We start from the raw sequence: 19,952 nt of genomic DNA, 5'->3' as shown, positions 1-19,952 counted from the left end.
TATGGATAGAGATGCCTTTAGTCTCGGTTTTCCTAGGAAAATAGGAGAATACGAAATTACATGTCTCTTACATCAAGGTGTTAAAAGTTCCGTTTTTTTGGCTTCTCATTCCGAAATTACCGGGCCTTTGGTTCTTAAAGCCGTGTCTTTCTCCGATAATTCGATGCTTAAGGATCGCGTTCTTAAAGAAGCCCGTATCATTGGGATGGTTTCGCATCCTAACGTCGTCAAATTTCATGATTACGGTTATTGGGATCAAGGTGCCTATATTGCTATGGAATTTGCGGGAGGTAAAAATTTAAGAGAACTTCTTCTTAGGAAAACCCTGTCTTTAAAAGAAATCGTTACCATTGTCGAAAAACTTTGTTGTGCGCTGAGTTATTTGCATAGCCAAGGTATTTTGCATAAAGATTTAAAACCCGAGAATATTTTATTTTCTTCCCGAGGTGAAGTGAAGATTATTGATTTTGGGATAGCTTCACTGTCATATGAAACAAATTTTTATCAGAAACCCTATGTTATCGGCTCTCTTTCTTATATGAGTCCTGAACAAAAAGACAATAAGCTTGTCGGATGTACCACCGATATTTATTCTTTAGGGGTTATTATTTACGAGATGGTCTTAGGTGGATTTTCCCAGGGCCAAATTTGTCTTAATTTAGTTCCTAAGGGATTGCGCACTATTCTTGCAAAAGCTCTGCAGCACGATCCGACAAAGAGATATCAAAGTATAGTCGAATTCTTATCGGAGTTGAAGGATTATGCGGCGTCCGACGATTTGTTAAGAGATTTACGACCCGTCGATAAATTATGTGAGTTGAACGATAAGTTGAGAAATGAGCAAAAAAATTTGAATGTTTTGCATCACGATCTCGATCCGTTTATTCAAGCGGAGGTATTCAAAAATGAATTCGATGTCTTCTCCGGTATTTATTTTGAGAATTTTCTTACTTGTAAAAACGATTATCGTTTAATTTTGGTTGAACCGGATAATGAAGCGGATATTTTTGAATTGGTAAGAGTTAAGGCTGCGGTTTCTTTTTGTCATTCGATTGAGGATGAACAGGAATTTATTAAAGCTATTAACAAGCAAATAACGGATATGCATACTGGGGCAGAGAGGAAAAGGTATGCTTATTCTTTCGTATCGGTTTCTTCAAAAACGCGTCGAATGAATTATTTTTCTTGTGGACGGAAGCCGTTATGGCTGTTATCGCAAGGTCGTTTGCGTGAGTTTGAATCCGAGGGAGATTATTTAGGAACTTCTTATGAGTTCCGTTGTTCGGGTGTGAAAATTCCTTGGAAAACCGAAGATTGCGTAGTGATAACTTCATCAGGTTGTTCCGAGACCGAAAGAGCGATTTTGATGAAGGATTTGTTGCAAAATTATTTGGAATCGTCTTGTTTTCAAAATTCGGTTCAAGGTTTTGTCAAGGATAAGAATGCATTAACGATTGTTAGTTTAAAGAGAACAAAGTGAAAGCCATAAAATTAAAATTAATGAGAACGGTTTTAGCAATAAGGAAGATTCTTTTTAGGAAGATATCGGCAGTTGGCTTAATTGTTCTTTTTCCGTTTTCATTGCCGGGACTGGATTTTCATTATGACTATAAAGATCGCTATGACAGTTGTTTAGCCGATAATACGGAAGGACCCCATAATAAAAGCATTCAAGGAATGTTGAAAGATATCGGGAATCGTATACTTTCGGAACAGTCTGAGGTCGTAAGTAAAAATAATGTTTCCGATAATGATAAGGATCCGTTCGATATCGTGGAATCGAAAACGATTCCTATGGATTGCGATTTCATCGAAAACACTGTGGATATTACTTTTGTTGATAAATGTAAGCAAGAGCCGTTATCAACGGGTTATAAACAAGCCGTGACTTGCGCCGACTTTAAGGAACAGGGGTATACCATTAATTTTAGTGATATATCGGTCATCGAGTTATTGCAATTCGTCAGTAAGATTTCCGGAATTAATTTTGTTTTTGATCACAATGATTTGCAATTTAACGTAACCATAGTTTCCTCCGATCCTACTTCAGTTGAGGATTTATCGACAATTTTGTTGCAAGTTTTGAAAATGCATGATTTAAAAGTTGTGGAGCAAGGGAATAACGTTCTTATTTATAGAAATCCTAATATTTCTAAATTATCGACTATCGTTACTGATGCTACAAGCAATAAAAATTGCGATTCCGTCGTTGCGACTCGTGTTTTCAGATTGTATACTTTGACTCCCACCGCAGCCGTCGGTATCATCAAACCCCTACTTTCCGCGGATGCCATAATCAGTCCGTCCGAAACGACACGACACATTGTCATATCGGACTTAGCGGGTAATATCGAAAAAATTTCAGATTTATTATTAGCTCTCGACAGTCCCGGTACTACTTTAGATATGATCGAGTACGAAGTGAAATACGCGAATCCGACTTCTTTAGTCAACTATTGTCAAGACGTTTTGGGAAGCATGGCCGAAGAAGATTTATTTCAGGTTTTTTCACAGCCGGACACTAATAAAATTTTCGTGATTTCATCACCAAGATTAACCGGCAAAGCGTTGCAATTATTCAAATCCTTAGATGTTCCTGAAATGGCTAGATCCATTGGCGAAGAACATCAACAGCAGGTTATTTCTTCCAACAGCACAAGCGCTAAAAGCAATCGATTTTTCATGTATAAGCTCAAATATCAAAACGGGCAAACGATAGCTAAGTCTTTGCAGGATATAGGATATAATCTTTACGTCACCAGTTCATTGGACGATAACTTTATTAACACTATCAATAGTGTTCAATGGGTTGAAGTGAATAACTCAGTAGTTGTTACGGGGAACCAATCCAACGTAGATAAGGTTGTTACCCTTCTTGACGGTCTGGATCTACCTCCTAAACAAGTTTATATAGAAGTTTTGATCTTGGAAACCAGTCTCGAAAGTTCTTGGGATTTTGGGGTTCAATGGGTAGCTTTAGGCGATGATCAAAATAAAGTAGCTTATGCATCCGGGTTAATGAATAATGCACCTACAGGCTCTAATCTAGGAGCTACTCCGGGAGTCGTTCCGAATCCAGGCTCAATGCCGTTGCCCATGCCGAACAATTTATTCGGTTTTAACGATTTCTCAAACGCATCTTCCGCATTCGGATTGGGTATTATAGGTAATGTTCTTAGTCATAAAGGAAAATCGTTTTTAACTTTAGGAGCCTTATTAAGTGCTCTTGATCAGAACGGAGATACTGCCATTGTTCTTAATCCTAGAATTATGTCTCAGGATACGCAAACGGCTAAATTCTTCGTCGGTCAAAACATCCCTTATCAAACGACAAGTACGATTATTCAGGAAACGGGAACGGTTACTCAAAATATTGAGTATGCCGATGTCGGTGTTGATTTAACGGTTACCGCAACTATTGCTCCTAATAATGTCGTCAGCTTACAGATTGAACAAACGATTTCCGAGTTGCAATCGGCTGTAGGTACTCTTACTCCGACAACTAACAAAACTTTAGCTTCGACACGGCTTCAGGTTCCCGACGGTTGTTTTTTGGTTATGAGCGGACATATCAGAGATAAAACTACTAAAATAGAATCCGGAATCCCTATTTTAAGTTCCATTCCGATTTTGAAACATTTATTCGGACGTACGGTAGATCAAAGACAAAAACGAAATATCGTTATGTTCATTAAACCGAAAGTCATTGCTAGCTTCGATGAAGGGACTGTACTCACAAATAAAGAAGGATATCGATACAACTGGGAGTCCGATAAAGGATCAATGGGTATCGCACCTCGTCAAGCACCCGAATGTGAAAGACCTCCGGTGATTAATAATAGCTCTTCCGGAATCACTGAGTTTTCAATGGATTAGAATTCTTGAATTCTAGTCCTCGGTTTCATTATACTGCCACCGGTTAGCCTAAATAGCTCAGGTGGTAGAGCAACGCATTCGTAACGCGTAGGTCGTCGGTTCGAATCCGGCTTTGGGCAATTCTTTTCCTTAATAGTTCAATAAAAGACATATCCAAGAGACCTTTTTCGGTTAAACGGCTGACTCTTTAACGATAACTTTACTGCAAAGGTCTCTTAAATATTTCGAACGTATTTTGGTTATTTCATCCGGATTAGGCGTGTTTGTCGGTGTTGATTGATTCACCATTAGATATGCTCGTCGGATATTCCAAAACGCTTGAGTAATGATGGAAGTATTGTCCTTATTTTCGAGCCAGCCGATTTCCAGTCCTAGTTTAATAAGACTGAAAGCATTTAAAGCTTCCGATAACTCCAACTGATAAGAATGAGTGATCAATCCTAAGGCTCTCATAACCTTATCTTTCAAAAGTTGATTATCTTCGGTTAAAAGTGTTTTTCTCAATCCTAGTTCTGCAACCATAGCTTTTGTACACCAGATACGTATTGAAGAAATGATATTTTCTTCGGTTAAGCCCAAAGAACAAGAATTACGGATCATAACGATATTACCGGGGAAATGAAGAGGTTCCGTTAACAGGTTTCCTATTTCACCGTCGAAATTTGCATAAGTGAGCTCATTTTTCTCTTCTATCAATTCATTGAATTTTTTCAATTCGAAAAGAAGCGGAAGATGTAGAAAAATTCCGAGAGATAAGCCTGTGCCGCAATATTTAGGGTTAGTAGTGAGAAAACCGAAATCATCGGCAAAAGCAAAGCCTACTTGCTTGTGGAAAGCGCTATCTATTTGATTTAAACGAGACCAGTTGTTCTCTAGATCTTGATTGAAGTCAATAAGGTGAAGTATGACATGGTCGGTTACGTTTAAAGCTATACAAAAAGACATCGAATCATCTTTGATAAAAGCCGTCATCTCCGGATTGGAGAGACCTTGATTGAACAAAAAATGTTCCAAAAAGATTTCTTTTTGCCATGGAGTCAAATCTTTCGTTTTTATTAAAACCGGGTTATTAATCGTTCCCGGATTCTGTCGGCAAGTATCCAAAACGAGTTGATCAATAGCGTGACATTGTTCCGATGTCAAACGATCCTTAAATTTAAAATTAGAGAAATTACGAGACAAAGAGAGCGTTGAAGCAAACCATACATTATGTAGGTTTAATGCTGCTCGTGCTTTCATTAAACATTCTATTGTATTTTCGGAATTATTCATATGCCGGCATATCATTCGTAGTTTTTTGCAGTGCTTTGATTTGATCGCGTATTAGCGCTGCTTGCTCGTATTCTTCTTTAACCAATGTTTCTTTTAGGGCTTCGTTAAGAGCTATCACTTGTAATACGGGATTGATTTCGCGAATCTCTCCCGGGTGTTTCCCTATATGTAAAATACCGGAATGTTTGTCCGATGAAAAACAACGAGAAATTTTATTGGCTTTCGTGAGTAGAGGAATCAATAACTCCTTAAAGACTACATAACACTGTGAGCAGCCTAGACTTTCATTAGACTCTACTTGTTGCCATGTTATTTTACAGTTACCGCATTCGATAGACAGATGGGCATTACGTACAAGCTTGGATAAGGAGAAATCTTTGCCGTAACGTTCCGTTTGCGGAGAGGGGCATTCGTTACACAAATACGTTCTGGTTATCAATTCACCGTCAACACAAGTATAACAAACTTTAGCCGGTTTCTTACAACGAGAACATTCAGACGAACTACTACAAGAACTTTCCATAGAATACGTAATCGATTAGATAGCGTGATTCTACTTATAGATAAAAATAAACACAACTTCGCTTTAACTCAATTGTATTTATTTTTAGGAATTGAATTTGAGTCTTGAAGGATTTGAACCTGCGACCCCCTCATTAAAAGTGAGGTGCTCTAACCGCTGAGCTAAAGACCCATGAAAACCTGTTTTGACCCCAAGGGGATTCGAACCCCTGTTACCGGAATGAAAATCCGATGTCCTGGACCAGGCTAGACGATGGGGCCAAATAGAGTGAGAACTATAACCGTTTATATCCTTTCGATCAAGATATTAAATAGTTATTATTTCCGCTTCCTTATCTTTTGTCAAATCATCCATAGCTTTGCAATATTTGTTCGTAAGGTCCTGAATTTTCTTTTCGGCACCTTTGATTGCATCTTCGGTTTGGAATTCGACAAGTTTTTTCTTTTTAAGTTTATCGTTTGCATCATGACGAACATTACGCACGACAATCTTGGCTTCTTCATTCTTCTTACGGGCTTGTTTTACCATTTCCGCTCTTAAAGTAGCGTCAGGCTCAGGTATCTTAATTCGAATGATATTTCCTTCAACTTCCGGTTGAAGATTAAGATTAGCCATCATAATGCCTTTAGCAATAGAAGATACATTATTTTGGTCATAAGGAGTGACCAGCAATTGACGCGTTTCCGGTACCGATATCGAAGCAGCCTCCGAAAGTCTCATGGAAGTGCCATAGACGTCAACGGTAACATTTTCAATTAGAGCCGGATTAGCTCTTCCCGTACGTAACCCTTTCAATTCTTGTTGAAGACACACAACGGCTTGCTGCATTTTTTTTTCTATTTCATCAATAAAACTCACAATCTATTCCTCAATAAGAGTTCCGATAGAAGGATCCAATAATGCGTTCTCTAAAGAATATTTTTCGAAACTGAAAATTCTGATAGGGATGCCGGCATCTTTACAAAGAGAAATAGCGGATGCATCCATAGCTTGCAGTTGTCGTGACAAAAATTCTCCGTAAGAAATGGTTTCGAATTTAACCGCATCAGGAAACTCCATTGGATCTTTATCGTAAACACCATCTACGTGCATGGTCGCTTTAAGTAAAAGTTCCATCTTTAACTCACAAGCCCGTAATGCCGAAGCCGTGTCCGTGGTTAAATAAGGAGTTCCGGCACCGGTCGTACAAATTACTATATGACCGATGTTAAGTGCATCAAGTGCTTTTTGAGGACTATATAAATCGGCTATTTGCGGACAGGATAAAGTCGAAGTCAATAAACAGGGGACTTGTTCTTCTTTGAGAGCGTCGGCCAAAGCCATGCCGTTGATCAGTGTTGCCAACATGCCCATTTGATCGGCGGAAATCCTATTGATATGCAATTCTTTTTGTTCCTGCATGCCCCTGAAAATATTACCGCCGCCTAATACTATGGCCGTTTTGACTCCGAGATTTTGAACGGATTTAATTTCCGCCACCAACCGTCGAAGCTTAACTTCATCAATCCCTGTATCTTGCGGTTTAGAGAGAGCCTCTCCGGATATTTTAAATAATACGCGCCTTGGTAACTGCATCATCGTTTCAGTTATTCTCCTACCTTCCAACAGATAAATTGATTAATAGATACTGTTTCGCCTTGATCTTTTGCAAAGTCTTCCAAAAGTTGAGCTATGGTCTTAGTTCCGTCTTTAACATAGGCTTGACACAACAAACAGCTTTCTTCAAAGAAAGTTTTCATTTTGCCGGCCAGGATCTTATCTATGACGGCTTGCGGTTTGCCCTGAATTTGAGTCATGGCAACATCACGCTCTCTTTGAATGATTTGTTCCGGTACGGCGGATTCATCCAAATAATCCGGTTTGCAAGCTACTATGTGAAGAGCTATGTCTTTAGCTAGCTGACCGGCGTTTGCACTACCTTCAAGAACGACTAAAGAAATCGAACGACCGTCGGAATGGGAATATACACCCAGACTGACGTTAGGTTTTTCCTTTTCTACTTTTAAAATTCTACGAACACGAATATTTTCTCCTAGGCTCTGCATAAAGACGGCTTTGTATTCGTCCAAGGTCAATGAGGTATCTCCGGAAAAAGGAAGCAATAAGAAATCGGAAACGTCGGCAGGTGAAGATTTCAACAACTCGTTTGCCAAATTCTCGGCAAATTCTCGGAATTTAGCATTAGTGGCAACGAAATCCGTCTCAACATTAACTTCTATCAATGCAGCTCCTTGATCTCCGATTTTAAAAGCCACATAACCTTCTTTAGTTTCACGACTTTCTTTTTTTCCGGCAGATGCAAGACCCATTTTTCTAAGACAAACAACGGCCTCTTCAATATCATTACCGGAAGCTTCAAGAGCTTCCTTACACTTGGTTAATCCGACTCCCGTTCGTTCTCTAAGAGCTTTAATTAATTCCATAGAAGCGGCGACCATTATTCCTGTCCCCCTTCATATTTCATTGTAAGAAGAGTCTCTTCCTGGGGTCCACCGGTTTCATTACTTTCTTTCGATAAACGCTGCATCGGCATGCCCATTTGCTTCTTAGTATCGGTAATAACATCCCTAATAGCCGAAATAATGACTTTAATACTCTTTAAGGAATCGTCGTTACAAGGAATGACGTAAGTAATAGGTGTCGGATCGCAGTTGGTATCGACCAAAGCACAAACCGGAATGCCTAATTTCGTAGCCTCAGCAACGGCAATCCTCTCGTAGCTCGGATCTACGACAATCAGCAAACCGGGACGATTTTTCATATAACGAATACCGGAAAGGTTTCTATCCAATTTTTGCTGCTTTTTGGATAAAAGGGACAACTCTTTTTTTGTTAAGTCGTTATCGTCGGTGGCGGACAGTTTTTTTTCCGTATCTTCAAGAGTTTTTATCGACTGTCGAATAGTGGACATATTCGTCAACATACCGCCGAGCCAACGTTCACAAACATAGAATTCGCCGCAAGCTTCGGCAGATTCTTTAATAACATTTTTGGCTTGCTTTTTAGTGCCGACAAATAAAATGGACTTATGACTTTCAACGGTTTTTTTTATTACGGGAAGTGCCATCCGAATTTGATTCAAGGTCTTGGCCAAATCAATGATGTAAAGACCGCTTTTTTCTTCAAAGATGAACCTCTTCATACGTGGATTCCAACGACGTTTTTGGTGTCCGAAGTGCGCTCCGGCTTCCATTAATTCTTTAACGGATATACTCAAATTTTCCAAGCTTTGTACCTTTTATGATTAAACATTATTTTAACATCGCATCCTACCTTTAGATAGGATTTCAGTCTTGGGTAACATTAGCGCCCGATCAGAATCGAACTGACACCGGTAGCTTGGAAGGCTACAGCTCTACCATTGAGCTACGGGCGCAACGAAAACAAAATGAGCATATTCAACGGAAAAATTTACCGCAATACAAAAGAGAATTTGAGATGAAAGACGGGATTTTAAATCCCGTCTTTCATCTCAAATCAATTATGAACCATTGCGTATTTTTTAGAATCTGAAAATACCGCTTACGTAAACGGCTTGTTCGTCGACAAATCTGGCTTCGGCGGTGACGGCTATGCAATCGAGATCCACTAAACTCGTTCCGACTACGAAACCACAGACTTTTCGGGAACGTAAATTATTCAATTTTAAAGAAACGGATTGGAAAGCTCTATTTCCCATATTAACGGCTGCTCCCGGAGTAGCCGGGAAGACGGGATTAGGAACATCTCCGGATTGTTTAACATGGAGACCGTGCATTTTAAATTTAGCTTGAGAGAACTTGATTCCCGTGTAGGGAGCGAAAAATCCGATTTTATAAGTTAAACCCAACCCTGCTTGCCATTCGCTATAATTGATTTTTGCCGTTTGGGTAGGGGCTGTGGCTGGTAACGGAAAGGTCGTTGCTTCGAAATAACCCAGGGGATCGGTAGTCTTAAATTGAGCATAATTACAAATGACGTTAAGATCTTTTATTTCCGGATGGGCTTGAAAATACTGTACTTCCGCTCCGAGTGATAAATTATTGCATTTATAGAGAACTCCTTTCAATCCCAGTCCCCAAGAAAAAATCGATTTCGTATAAATTTCTACCGTGCCGTTATTAATGGATTGGTTAGGAGCTGTCGTAGCTGCAGCTCCGATGACGCCGACTAGGTTAAAAGCAGACGAAGGACCTTTTATGTAAGCATCGGAAGAACCTAATACTCCGAACGCTTCGAAACGATCCCAAATATTGAGAGCAGTATAAAGCGCCTGCGTCGATATTTCCGAAGACATCATTTTTACGTCGTATGCAGGGTTAGGAGTGTTGGCAGCAGGAATCGAAATGGTCTTCGGCACTGAATGAGTTCTCAGAACTCTATCAAATACGTAATCTCCGTAAAAACCGGTTTTGATATTGATGGAATCACACCAAGAAGCGCAAGGATTTGAACAGGGGCCACAACAAGAAGATTCCAATCCCTCCCATAAAATTCCGTCAGGTAATAAACCGGCATCATTCGGATTCCCTAGAGGTAATGCTTGAGCGCATGAGCTGATAATTACCAGAGTAATAAGAGTCGACAATAGTTTTTTCATACCTAACCTAGGAGTTGATAAATATTTGATTTAAAAAAGGTTTAAAATCTAATTTGTCCGTTTATATAGACGGCATTTTCATCGATCATACGAAGCTCTCCCGTTAAACAAGCTTGCTCGCACTGCATCAAAGTCGCTCCGAATACGAAACCGACCGACCGTTTGGTTTTACAATTATTTAATTTCACGCACACGCCTTGGAAGTCCCCATTGGCTGCCGGATTATTTCCGGGTGTAGCAGCTAAAAGTTCAGGGTTAGGCAAAATATTTGTAGTCGTTAAATATTGAGGAACAATCATTCCACCCATTTTGAAATTGGCTCTGGACCATTTGACCGCAATATAAGGCGTCAACATGTTAACGCTGTAAGAGAGACCAATCCCCCCTTGCCATTCGTTATATTTCATTACGGTTCGGCTCGAAGGAAGCGTAGTAGTAGCCGGTAAAACACTGTTGTTCATGGTTGCGGAAGGATAGGCCTTAGGGTCGTGAACCTGAAATTCGCCGTGAGCTGAAATGACGTTTAATTGAGAAATAGTGGGTTTCGCTTGAGAATACTGCGCTTGTATGCCTAGAGTAGCACATCCGTTTTCCCATAACGACCGACGAGCGCCTACGCTCCAGGCAAATCCGTAATTGGAGTATACTTCAACGGTTGCATTATTGAGGGCTTTATTAGCCGGCGTAGTACCCGGAACATAAGCTGTCGCTTGAGTTCCTATGAGGTTGAAAGCTGCGGATGAACCTTTGAGATCGGTTTTTGAAGATCCTAGAGTTCCGAATACGTCCAAAACATTCCATAGATTAAGTGCAAAATATCCGGACGAAGTAAATAATTCACAATCGAACATATCTTTTTCGAAACTCGGATTGGCACCGGGATTTGCCGGAGTGTTCGGAGGTAAGTTAGTCATTGGTTCAACATCGGATCTTAAAATTCTATTGAAAACATAATCCGCATAAAAACCGGTTCTTAGACTAAGAGCTCCGCAACAAATCGAACAAGGATCATGGGGTTCCGTACAACTGCCGGCAAAGAAAATTCCTTGTTCCATTAACCCGGCTTCTCCGGGATTGCCTACAGGGAGAGCCGAAACGGAGAACGTCGTAAAAAGAAGAGCTGTTAAGGAAACTACGAACGATTTTTTCATAACGGACCTTAGTTTTAAATTTCGTGACTTATTTTCTGCTTATAAAAAAAAACCGGCTTAAAATTCCAGCGGTTATTAAATTTTTTTTATCACAAGCGCATTTAGGGTAATAATAAGAATTTGCGAAGGGATGATTATGTCGTTTCACTCACTAAACCCGGAATAAAGCATTTATGAATAGGGCATTTTCGTCGATTAATCGCCCTTCAACGGTAACCGAAATACGATCGTCTTCTATAAATGTAGCTCCAAAGGCTAATCCGTAATGTTTTCGGGACTTTAGTTTATTGAGCTTAAGACATACCGAATGAAATCCTCCGGAATCCAGGGTATTGGCATTACTTGTTAATGCGGAAAAAGAATTTAAATTTACTGCCGAAACGGGTTTCGGAATAACCAATTCCTTTCCGTCAAGATTGACTCCGGATAACTTAAAAGCAATATAAGGTATAAAATCATTGAGTCTCGAAGATAAACCTAGAGAGCCTTGCCATTCTTTAGATTTAATTCGAGCTCTTCGAGTTGGTGGAGTCGTTAAAGTATCGACAAGGATACCGTTATTCAAAACCGTCGATTCATAGCCCAAAGGATCTTCGATGGTAAAATTAGTCACATCGGAATAAACGTCGATATGATTGATATTGGGATTGCAACTGCCGTACTGAAAAGATGCGGCTATCGTGAAATAATCCGATTTTATAATCGCCAGTTTAGTTCCGGAACTCCAAGCAAAATCGGAATCGGTACGGATTTTAATACTTCCGTTGTTTACGGCATCGTTTAAAGGAGTCGATCCGGGAGTAATGGCAGTTTTAGAAAAGGTACCGACTAAATTGAAAGCCGAAGAGGGACCTTCAATTCTTTCGTGAGTAGCTCCGAACGTTCCGAAAAATTCCAATCGATTTTTAAAATTCAGTCCGATGTAGACCGCATTACTAATGGATTCGCTGTCATACATATTTTTATTTAAAGCGGCATTAGGGTATTGCGTTCCCGGGATCGGCACCTGTCCGGTATTTGAAAGCCTGTCGATAATGGAAGTAGTCGATGCCGTATCGGTTTTTAAGAAGCGGTTAAAAACATAGTTTCCGTAAAAACCGCTTTTAAGATGCAAAAAAGAAGCAGTCGGAGATGCGGTTTCATTCGAATAATCTTGCGAGAATATGGCACCGTCCCATAAAGCTCCGATTTCTGCCGGATTACCGACGGGAAGAGCTTGAAGAAAAGAAGTTAAACAACAGGCCATAATGACGAGTCCCGTTTTCAAAAACGTTTGTATCGGTTCAAGCATGCAAGGCCCTTGGATTTGTTTAATTAAAACCTAATCTTTCCGTTAACATGAAAAGCTAATTCGTCAATGAAACGCGCTTCAAGGGAAAGAAGCATTTTTTGAGAGTCTACTAATGTGCTTCCTGCAACCACCCCCCAATGTTGACGAACTTTTAGATTATTCAATTTTACGCAGACGCCTCTAAAATCTTGATTCGCTGTTGTGGCCGGGTCGACTCCCGGAGTGGCAGGGATATAAAGGTTAGCCAGATTGCCTATGGGTTGAGGCACCGTTACGTTTTCCATTTTGCAATTGGCTTTCGACCATTTCATTCCTATATAGGGGACGAAAACTCCGATTTTCCAGGCAGCACCTGCCCCGAATTGCCATTCGTCATATTTTAAGGGAGCGCGTTTTGTGGGAGCGGTGGCAGGCAAGACATTGGTTGCTATTTGTTTAGCAGCAAATCCTTTAGGATTGATAAGATAAAATTGTGCTGAGTTGGAAAGTATGTTCAAAGTATCGATTTTGGATCGATTTTCGAAATATTGCCCTTCGGCTCCTAAAGAAAAATTGCTGCATCGTAGAACGGTAGCTCGCGCACCTATGCTCCAGCACAAATCCGTTCTTGAATCAATCTCAATGACCGAATTATTAATGGCATCTTCCAATCCACTTGTTCCGGCCGTAAAGACGGTTCCGATAACTCCGGATAAATTAAACGCCGTAGATGGTCCTTGCAAATGCATATTTGTCGTGCCGATCGTACCGTATAGATCGAGTCGTTGACAAATATTTAAAGTCAAAGAACCCGCATTAGTGAACATACGAGCTACGGACATTTCTTGATTGTAAGCAACGTTAGGTATAAGGGTTGTAGGAGCGGCAGTGGCTATCGTATTCGGTAGTCGGGAAGTTGGGGCTACATTTGTTTTGAGATCTCTGTCGATCACATAGTCGCCATAAAATCCGAGCTGACAATTCAGAATATCGCAGAAATTTGAATTGCAATCTTCGCGACAACAGATGTCACTACAACACAAACCGTCAACCATATCTGAGGCACATTCATAAGAATCCCACACAAGCCCGGATTGAAGAAGCCCTGCGGCATCGGGATTTCCCAAAGGAAGTGCTTGTAAAGAATAGGTAGCTCCAAACAGAGCCAGAGACGTGATAAAGAACAATTTCCTCATAGTGGCCTTTAATTGATAACAGAATTTCTTTTTCTATAAAAAAAATACATTATAAATGCCAGATATTTATTCCGGATTTTTGACAAAAAAAAAACGGGACAGGTAACAAACCCATCCCGATAACAAATGAAACCAAATGATTCTCTAAACTTAGAATCTGAATTGACCGTTAACGTGAACGGCTCTTTCGTCAATCAAACGAGCTTCGGCAGTAATGGATACTTTGTCGGCATCGATTAAAGTAGCTCCGATAGCTATACCGCAAGATTTTTTGGATTTTAAGTTGTTCAGTCTCAAACAAACTCCTTGGAAGACTTCGTTAACAGCTGGAGCTGCGTTCGGAGCAGGTGGTGCCGATGGATTGGGTGCTACACCAGCAGGTTGAGGAATGACCAACCCGTCCATTTTAAAGTTGGCTTTGGCCCATTTTACGGCTACATAAGGAGTGACGGAATTCACACGATAAGAAAATCCTAAACCGGCTTGCCATTCGTTGTAATTGATTTTAGCTTTTTTATTAGGAGGTGTCGTAGCTAGAACGGGAAGTATTGCGTCATTCATTTCCGCAGCAACATATCCCATAGGATTACTAATTTGGAACTGCGCAAGATTGGACTCTACGTTCAGTTGAGATACGTTGGGATAAGCTTTAGCATACTGAAATTCAGCTCCTAAAGTGGCGCATCCGCATTCCCATAGAGAACCTTTAGCTCCGATACTCCAGGAAAAATCGGCATTCGTGTAGATTTCAACGTCCCCGTTATTAATAGCTTGGTTAACTATAGTCGTCCCAGCCGCGAAAGCCTCATCATAAGTACCTACCAAGTTAAATGCTGAGGAACATCCTCTTACGTAGGCCGAGGTGGCACCTAAAGTCGTAAACACATCGAAACGGTCCCAAATATTCAAGGCAATGTAACCGGCATTCGTGAATAAATTGGAGTCGAACATGTCTTTATCATAAGCAGCGTTAGGGTTGGTTGTAACGGTAGTAGGGAAACCTGTAGTGAGAAATTTGTCAGGAAACCCGGTAATCTGCTCGGGAACATTCGTAGTAAAAAGACGGTTGAATACGTAGTCTCCGTAGAAACCGGCTCTTAAACTGACGGAATCACACCAAGTGGCGCAAGGGTCGCAAGGATCACCGGCAACGCCTTCCCAAAAAATACCGTCGATTAAAGAACTGGCTTCACTAGGATTTCCTACAGGCAAGGCTTGTACGGAAGCGCCAGCGACAAATGCAGCAGCTAAAGCTGTCACAAAGAGTTTTTTCATAATTACCTCTAAAAGATTTTTCTCTTAATTCATAGTACATCATTTCTAATGCTCTATATCTGATTTCAAGCAGTTGTCTATAAAAATAACTCTGATTCTACTGTAATCCATCTTTTTAGATGCTTTGCAAGAGTATACACAACGCCATGGCGTGAGCACCAAGCCCGCCAAACCAAATCGTAACAAATTTTTATTTTTATAGTAAAGAAAGGAATAGTATTTTAAGTTGCAAAAATTTAATCCTTCGGTGTCATTGGAAAAAAAAGTCGTTTCTTAGAAAACGTCTTCGTATAGGCTTCTGAATGGATATGTCTTTTATTATGAATAAACTAGTTCTTTTGCAAACGCAGTTTCGATCGAATGATGAAATGGTTTAAATCCGAAAAACCCACTTCTTTTTCAGACAAACTTAATGGATTGTTGACAGTCACGTCGATCATTTTATTTATGATGATTTTTCGCGTATGGCATCTTTCGATCGTACAACACAATCAAAAGTTAGCAGAAGCCTATAAACCGCAAATCAGATCCGTGCTTCGGAAGGTCAATAGAGCTACGATCGTCGATCGTGACGGAATTACTTTAGCCATTAATAAACCGCAATATAACGTGACGATTTCATACGGTTTGATTCGAGATCTTCCCGCAAGAATATGGAAGAAAAATTCGGATGGGACGAAAACGAAAATTTTCGTTCGACAATCGTATATCACATGTTTGGCTCAATTATTGGCTAAAGAACTGAACATCGATCGTTTATTCATAGAAGATATTATTAAGGCTAAGGCTTCCGTTTTAGGTAACATTCCCTGCTTAATCAAGGAAGGCATTTCGGAAAAAGAATATTATCGTATTAAAAGTTTGGAAAAAGATTGGCCCGGCTTAAACGGTGAGATTGCTTCACGAAGGTATTATCCTTTAGGAAAAATTGCCGGAGACGTAATTGGACATATAGGTCCGATCAGTCGAAGCGAATACAACGGAATCACTCAAAAACTCAGTTATTTCAGAGAGTTCGTACGGGCTTGGGAAGAAGGTGAAGATATTGAATTGCCTAAAGGTTGCATCAATATGGATGAAGTTTGTGCTCAATTGGATAAATTGGAAAAGGCTTCATACGGTATTCATGATTTAATCGGAAAAGCAGGAATCGAAAATACGTATGACACTTCCTTAAGAGGTATGCCGGGGAAACGGCACTATCTTATAGACAGAAGAGGAAATTTTATCCGAGAATTGGAAAAAAGTTCCGCAGTCGTTCCCGGGAACAAGTTGATTTTGTCTTTGTCTTCGGAGTTGCAGGAATTTGCGGAACGATTACTTCTCGAACATGAAAGCGGTAATTCCGTACGAACGACGGAATCTTTAAAGAAAAAAAATAAAATACCTCCGCTGGTTCCTTGGATCAAAGGAGGTGCCGTTATAGCTTTGGATCCTAATACGGGAGATGTTTTGGCTATGGCTTCATCTCCTCGTCACGATCCGAATGATTTTGTGTCTTTGAAAAGAAATGATTTGGATTATGTGGAGGATAATTGGGGGGCTTTAAGAAGATGGTTGGAAACGGAAGAGCATATAGCCGAAATTTATGATTTTAAGAAGTTTTTGATTCGAGAAAAAAGAGACTCCTTGACCGGGCGTGTTTATGATGAATGTTTGGAGCTGAATTTAGGTAACTATCTCGATTTGATTTTATCGGATCAATCTTCGGTAAAACAGGTTTTTAAATCGTATGATTCTTTAGCGCATGCCGTTTTCGTTCAAAGGAAAATGAAACGATTAACTGAATTTTTTTTTGATGAATCGATAAAATTACCCCTTTCAGTGATTCTTGACGGGATTTTCGGTAATGACGATAAACATATACGGATCGGAGAAATATGTTCTTTGCAAGAGAAAGAGTTTTTCGAAAAACGGTATGCGTTTCATTATTCGGACATAGAAGATATCGTCGTTGCTTTACGACCCGTATTCGATAAATTGCTTTTGAATTACGACAAGTTGTTATTAACCGATCTTTATCGTCTGATTATTTCCGAAGAACGCATGACTTCCGATTTATTATCGGTAATAGGAGATATGTCTTTAGCCGAATTTCGACAAACGGAAGGATGTTTCATATCGGTAAGGCATATATGTCGATCGATTATTAAGGATGTTTTTTGCGAACGTCACTTCAGTGATTGGCGTAATAAACATTTTGCGGAACATCTGTCGGAATACAGACGACGGGAAGTCGCTGCCGGGAAAAAATATTCCTCTCCTTATACGGATTGTTTGGATCAACAAAAACGACGTTTATTTGAAGATTTTTGGACGACACACGAAAAAGATTTCATTCTTTTTTTTCTAACCGGATGTTCAATCGAAGAAGATAAGGATATGTGGCCTTATTTCAATATTTTGTCGATTTGGCGACGGGAGCTTGCTGCCGGAGCTCATACGGCTTTGCATTGGCATCCTCATTATATCGATTTGAAAAAGCATCTGGCGGGATTACCAATCGAAAATTTTGAAGATTATTTTAAGTTATTCAGGGAATTTTCGGAATTGACGCGCCCTCTTTTAGGTAAATATTCCGTTTCGATTGTGGGGAACAAACCGCAGCTTGAAAAGGATTTAGCAGCTTTGTTTTATCCTTCTTACGGATACGGGTATTTGCGATCTTATGCTTTCAGACAAGCTACGACTATCGGATCGATTTTTAAAGTCGTATCCGGTTATTCGGCTTTGGCTCAAAGATACGTCAACATCCAAAATACGAACGAAGATCTGAATCCCTTAGTCGTTTTCGATTGTAAATCAGGGACCACGGACGGCAAGCAGTCTCATGTAGGATTTTTTTCGAACGGAAATCCCATTCCTCTTTTTTATAAAGGCGGCAGATTGCCCAAAAATGACTTTTTCGGTAGAGGGAGTTTGGATTTGATCCGAGCTTTGGAAATGTCCAGTAACTCATATTTTGCTCTTTTGGCCGGTGATGTTCTTGAAGATCCCGAGGACTTAAGTCATGCGGCTCTTCTTTTCGGATTCGGAGAAAAGACGGGGATCGATCTCCCGGGAGAATATCCCGGAAAAATTCCTGAAGACATTACTTATAATCGTTCCGGTTTATATGCTATGGCGATCGGCCAACACTCTTTAGTCGTAACGCCTTTGCAAACGGCAACAATGCTTTCTTCATTAGTGAACGGAGGAAATCTTTTGAAGCCGAGGATTGTTTTAAGAGAAGATGATTCGGAAGTGCGGTTTTTTGAACCCGTCGTTTTAAGAAAGATATTTTTACCGAAAGAAATATCCGACATCTTGAAACGGGGGATGCATCGGGTGATTAATGGAGAATACGGAACCGCAAGGTTCGTTAAACAAATGTTTTCTTCCGATCTGTTATCGCGAGTGATAGGTAAGACGAGTACCGCGGAAGTCATGGAAAGAGTGGGACTTGATTTACGACAGGGAGTTATGAAATTGAAACACATCGGTTTTGCTGCCGCTTCTTTTGAAGACAAGGAATTGTCTCGTCCTGATTTAGTTGTCGTTGTGTATCTTAGATATGGGGAATTCGGAAGAGACGCAGCTCCTTTAGCGTTAAAATTGATTGAAAAATGGGAATCCATGAAAAAACGAAATAATTTTTGTTGTTTCGAACGATAACGGCACGATTTTCGCTCTTCATAAAATTGTATAATGTTATGGGGAACGACGATCATGGATAAATTTTCCAAAATTCATCTGGCGAAAGAAAACCTTTGTCTTGGGATTAACCATTTTTTAAACGGAGAATTTGAAGAAGCGGAAAAATCGCTGGTTGAGGCGCTTGCTTTAGATCCCGAAGCTTCTTTGGCTTATTGTTATTTGGGTATTGTTGCGTTGGAAACCGGGCGTTTCGCGGAAGCTTTGGGGTGGTGTCAAAAAGGAATGGCTTCCGATCCTCAAGACAGTTATTTACGTTATTGTTACGGAGTCGCTTTGGATCGTAACGGAAAAACGGAAGAGGCTATTAAAGAATATTTGATTTATATCGACCTTCATGCCGACGATACCGAGTGCTGGTTCAGTTTGGGATGCGCTTACGATAAGTTGAAAAAATATGATGAAGCTCTGGGTTGTTTTAATAAGATATTGTCTTTGGAACCGTGGAATTACAAAGGTTTGTATAACAAGGCTTCCGTACTTTCAGAGATGGGTCAAAACGAGGAAGCCTTGTCCATTCTGGAAACGGCTGTGAATAAAAATCCTCTTTATTGGAAAGCTTGGATTAAGCTCGGCTTTTTATATTCTCAAAATAAAAATTGGTCCAAAGCTACCGAAGCTTATGAACATGTCGTAAGATTAAGACCCGATTTGTCCGATGGACATTATAATTTGGGCCTATGTTATCTCACTTCCCAAAGAAGCCGAACCGCATTGAAGGCTTTTGAAGAAGCCGTAAATTTGAATGCGGATGATGCCGATGCATATTTTTATATGGGCTTATCCTATATGGATTTAAAAGATCGGGAAAAAGCGATATCTGCTTTCGGTAAAACGTTATTGATTAATCTTGATCACGAAAGGGCGCATTATTTATTGGGATATCTTTATTATTTTGACGGCAATTTTGAAAAAGCCGAAAAAGAAGTCGCATTTTTGTTGAAGAAGGACTCTGCATTTGCTCCTTTGTTAAAAAAAGCCTTAATGGATAGTCAGGAATGGTCTTTAAATGATGCTTTATTTAATTAAAATGAAATTTATTAACTAAATAACTGTCAATATAGTGTGTTAAAACAAAATCTTTTCCTAAAAAGAATATCGTTATATCATTGAGATT

At 39.9% G+C, this 19,952-nt stretch carries 15 protein-coding genes and 4 tRNA genes; 5 read left to right on the top strand and 14 right to left on the bottom strand.

Annotated elements, in window-relative coordinates; genetic code table 11:
* Window position 1 precedes the first annotated feature (1 nt).
* From RSA43_03170 to RSA43_03160, 3 genes are all read left to right on the top strand, one after another.
* Window positions 2–1,480: a serine/threonine-protein kinase gene (locus RSA43_03170; protein MEG2496282.1), complete on the top strand. Its 1,479-nt coding sequence runs from the start codon at window positions 2–4 to the stop codon at window positions 1,478–1,480.
* Window positions 1,477–3,876, top strand: coding sequence for a type II secretion system protein GspD (locus RSA43_03165; GenBank protein ID MEG2496281.1), 2,400 nt, complete (start codon window positions 1,477–1,479; stop codon window positions 3,874–3,876). The genes RSA43_03170 and RSA43_03165 overlap by 4 nt, the downstream gene beginning before the upstream one ends.
* 46 nt (window positions 3,877–3,922) lie before the next feature.
* Window positions 3,923–3,995, top strand: a tRNA-Thr gene (locus tag RSA43_03160).
* Between the two features lie 52 nt (window positions 3,996–4,047).
* On the opposite strand, the gene RSA43_03155 is transcribed toward RSA43_03160, so the two are convergent.
* From RSA43_03155 to RSA43_03090, 14 genes are all read right to left on the bottom strand, one after another.
* The gene (locus RSA43_03155; protein MEG2496280.1) at window positions 4,048–5,148 is read right to left on the bottom strand and encodes a hypothetical protein; all 1,101 of its coding nucleotides are present in this window, start codon (window positions 5,146–5,148) and stop codon (window positions 4,048–4,050) included.
* Window positions 5,141–5,671 carry a UvrB/UvrC motif-containing protein gene (locus RSA43_03150; GenBank protein ID MEG2496279.1) on the bottom strand — a complete coding sequence of 177 codons (531 nt, stop codon included), beginning with the start codon at window positions 5,669–5,671 and terminating at the stop codon, window positions 5,141–5,143. The genes RSA43_03155 and RSA43_03150 overlap by 8 nt, the downstream gene beginning before the upstream one ends.
* 98 nt (window positions 5,672–5,769) lie before the next feature.
* Window positions 5,770–5,842: transfer RNA gene (locus RSA43_03145), tRNA-Lys, on the bottom strand.
* Between the two features lie 14 nt (window positions 5,843–5,856).
* Window positions 5,857–5,931: transfer RNA gene (locus RSA43_03140), tRNA-Glu, on the bottom strand.
* 46 nt (window positions 5,932–5,977) lie between these two features.
* Window positions 5,978–6,529 carry a ribosome recycling factor gene (gene frr, locus RSA43_03135; protein MEG2496278.1) on the bottom strand — a complete coding sequence of 184 codons (552 nt, stop codon included), beginning with the start codon at window positions 6,527–6,529 and terminating at the stop codon, window positions 5,978–5,980.
* 3 nt (window positions 6,530–6,532) lie between these two features.
* Complete coding sequence (pyrH, locus tag RSA43_03130) at window positions 6,533–7,249, bottom strand: UMP kinase (protein ID MEG2496277.1); 717 nt, start codon at window positions 7,247–7,249, stop codon at window positions 6,533–6,535.
* Between the two features lie 8 nt (window positions 7,250–7,257).
* Window positions 7,258–8,109 carry a translation elongation factor Ts gene (tsf, locus tag RSA43_03125; protein ID MEG2496276.1) on the bottom strand — a complete coding sequence of 284 codons (852 nt, stop codon included), beginning with the start codon at window positions 8,107–8,109 and terminating at the stop codon, window positions 7,258–7,260.
* Window positions 8,109–8,888: a 30S ribosomal protein S2 gene (rpsB, locus tag RSA43_03120; protein MEG2496275.1), complete on the bottom strand. Its 780-nt coding sequence runs from the start codon at window positions 8,886–8,888 to the stop codon at window positions 8,109–8,111. The genes tsf and rpsB overlap by 1 nt, the downstream gene beginning before the upstream one ends.
* Before the next feature lie 88 nt (window positions 8,889–8,976).
* Window positions 8,977–9,047 (bottom strand) — tRNA-Gly (locus RSA43_03115).
* 126 nt (window positions 9,048–9,173) lie between these two features.
* Window positions 9,174–10,250 (bottom strand): hypothetical protein, encoded by a 1,077-nt coding sequence (locus RSA43_03110; protein MEG2496274.1) that lies wholly within the window; start codon window positions 10,248–10,250, stop codon window positions 9,174–9,176.
* Between the two features lie 41 nt (window positions 10,251–10,291).
* Window positions 10,292–11,401 carry a hypothetical protein gene (locus RSA43_03105; GenBank protein ID MEG2496273.1) on the bottom strand — a complete coding sequence of 370 codons (1,110 nt, stop codon included), beginning with the start codon at window positions 11,399–11,401 and terminating at the stop codon, window positions 10,292–10,294.
* A 151-nt stretch (window positions 11,402–11,552) separates the two neighbouring features.
* Window positions 11,553–12,692: a hypothetical protein gene (locus RSA43_03100; protein ID MEG2496272.1), complete on the bottom strand. Its 1,140-nt coding sequence runs from the start codon at window positions 12,690–12,692 to the stop codon at window positions 11,553–11,555.
* A gap of 23 nt (window positions 12,693–12,715) precedes the next feature.
* Window positions 12,716–13,867 carry a hypothetical protein gene (locus RSA43_03095; protein ID MEG2496271.1) on the bottom strand — a complete coding sequence of 384 codons (1,152 nt, stop codon included), beginning with the start codon at window positions 13,865–13,867 and terminating at the stop codon, window positions 12,716–12,718.
* Between the two features lie 150 nt (window positions 13,868–14,017).
* Window positions 14,018–15,142 (bottom strand): hypothetical protein, encoded by a 1,125-nt coding sequence (locus RSA43_03090; protein ID MEG2496270.1) that lies wholly within the window; start codon window positions 15,140–15,142, stop codon window positions 14,018–14,020.
* Window positions 15,143–15,502: 360 nt separating this feature from the next.
* Between RSA43_03090 and RSA43_03085 the strand changes: the two genes are divergently transcribed.
* Together RSA43_03085 and RSA43_03080 are read left to right on the top strand one after the other, a co-directional pair.
* Window positions 15,503–18,796 (top strand): penicillin-binding transpeptidase domain-containing protein, encoded by a 3,294-nt coding sequence (locus RSA43_03085; protein MEG2496269.1) that lies wholly within the window; start codon window positions 15,503–15,505, stop codon window positions 18,794–18,796.
* A gap of 54 nt (window positions 18,797–18,850) precedes the next feature.
* Window positions 18,851–19,864 carry a tetratricopeptide repeat protein gene (locus RSA43_03080; protein ID MEG2496268.1) on the top strand — a complete coding sequence of 338 codons (1,014 nt, stop codon included), beginning with the start codon at window positions 18,851–18,853 and terminating at the stop codon, window positions 19,862–19,864.
* Window positions 19,865–19,952 lie beyond the last annotated feature (88 nt).

Source organism: Victivallaceae bacterium (assembly GCA_036659455.1).
GTDB lineage: Bacteria > Chlamydiota > Chlamydiia > Chlamydiales > Chlamydiaceae > JAVXCN01.
This window is presented reverse-complemented; position numbering and strand designations above follow the sequence as displayed.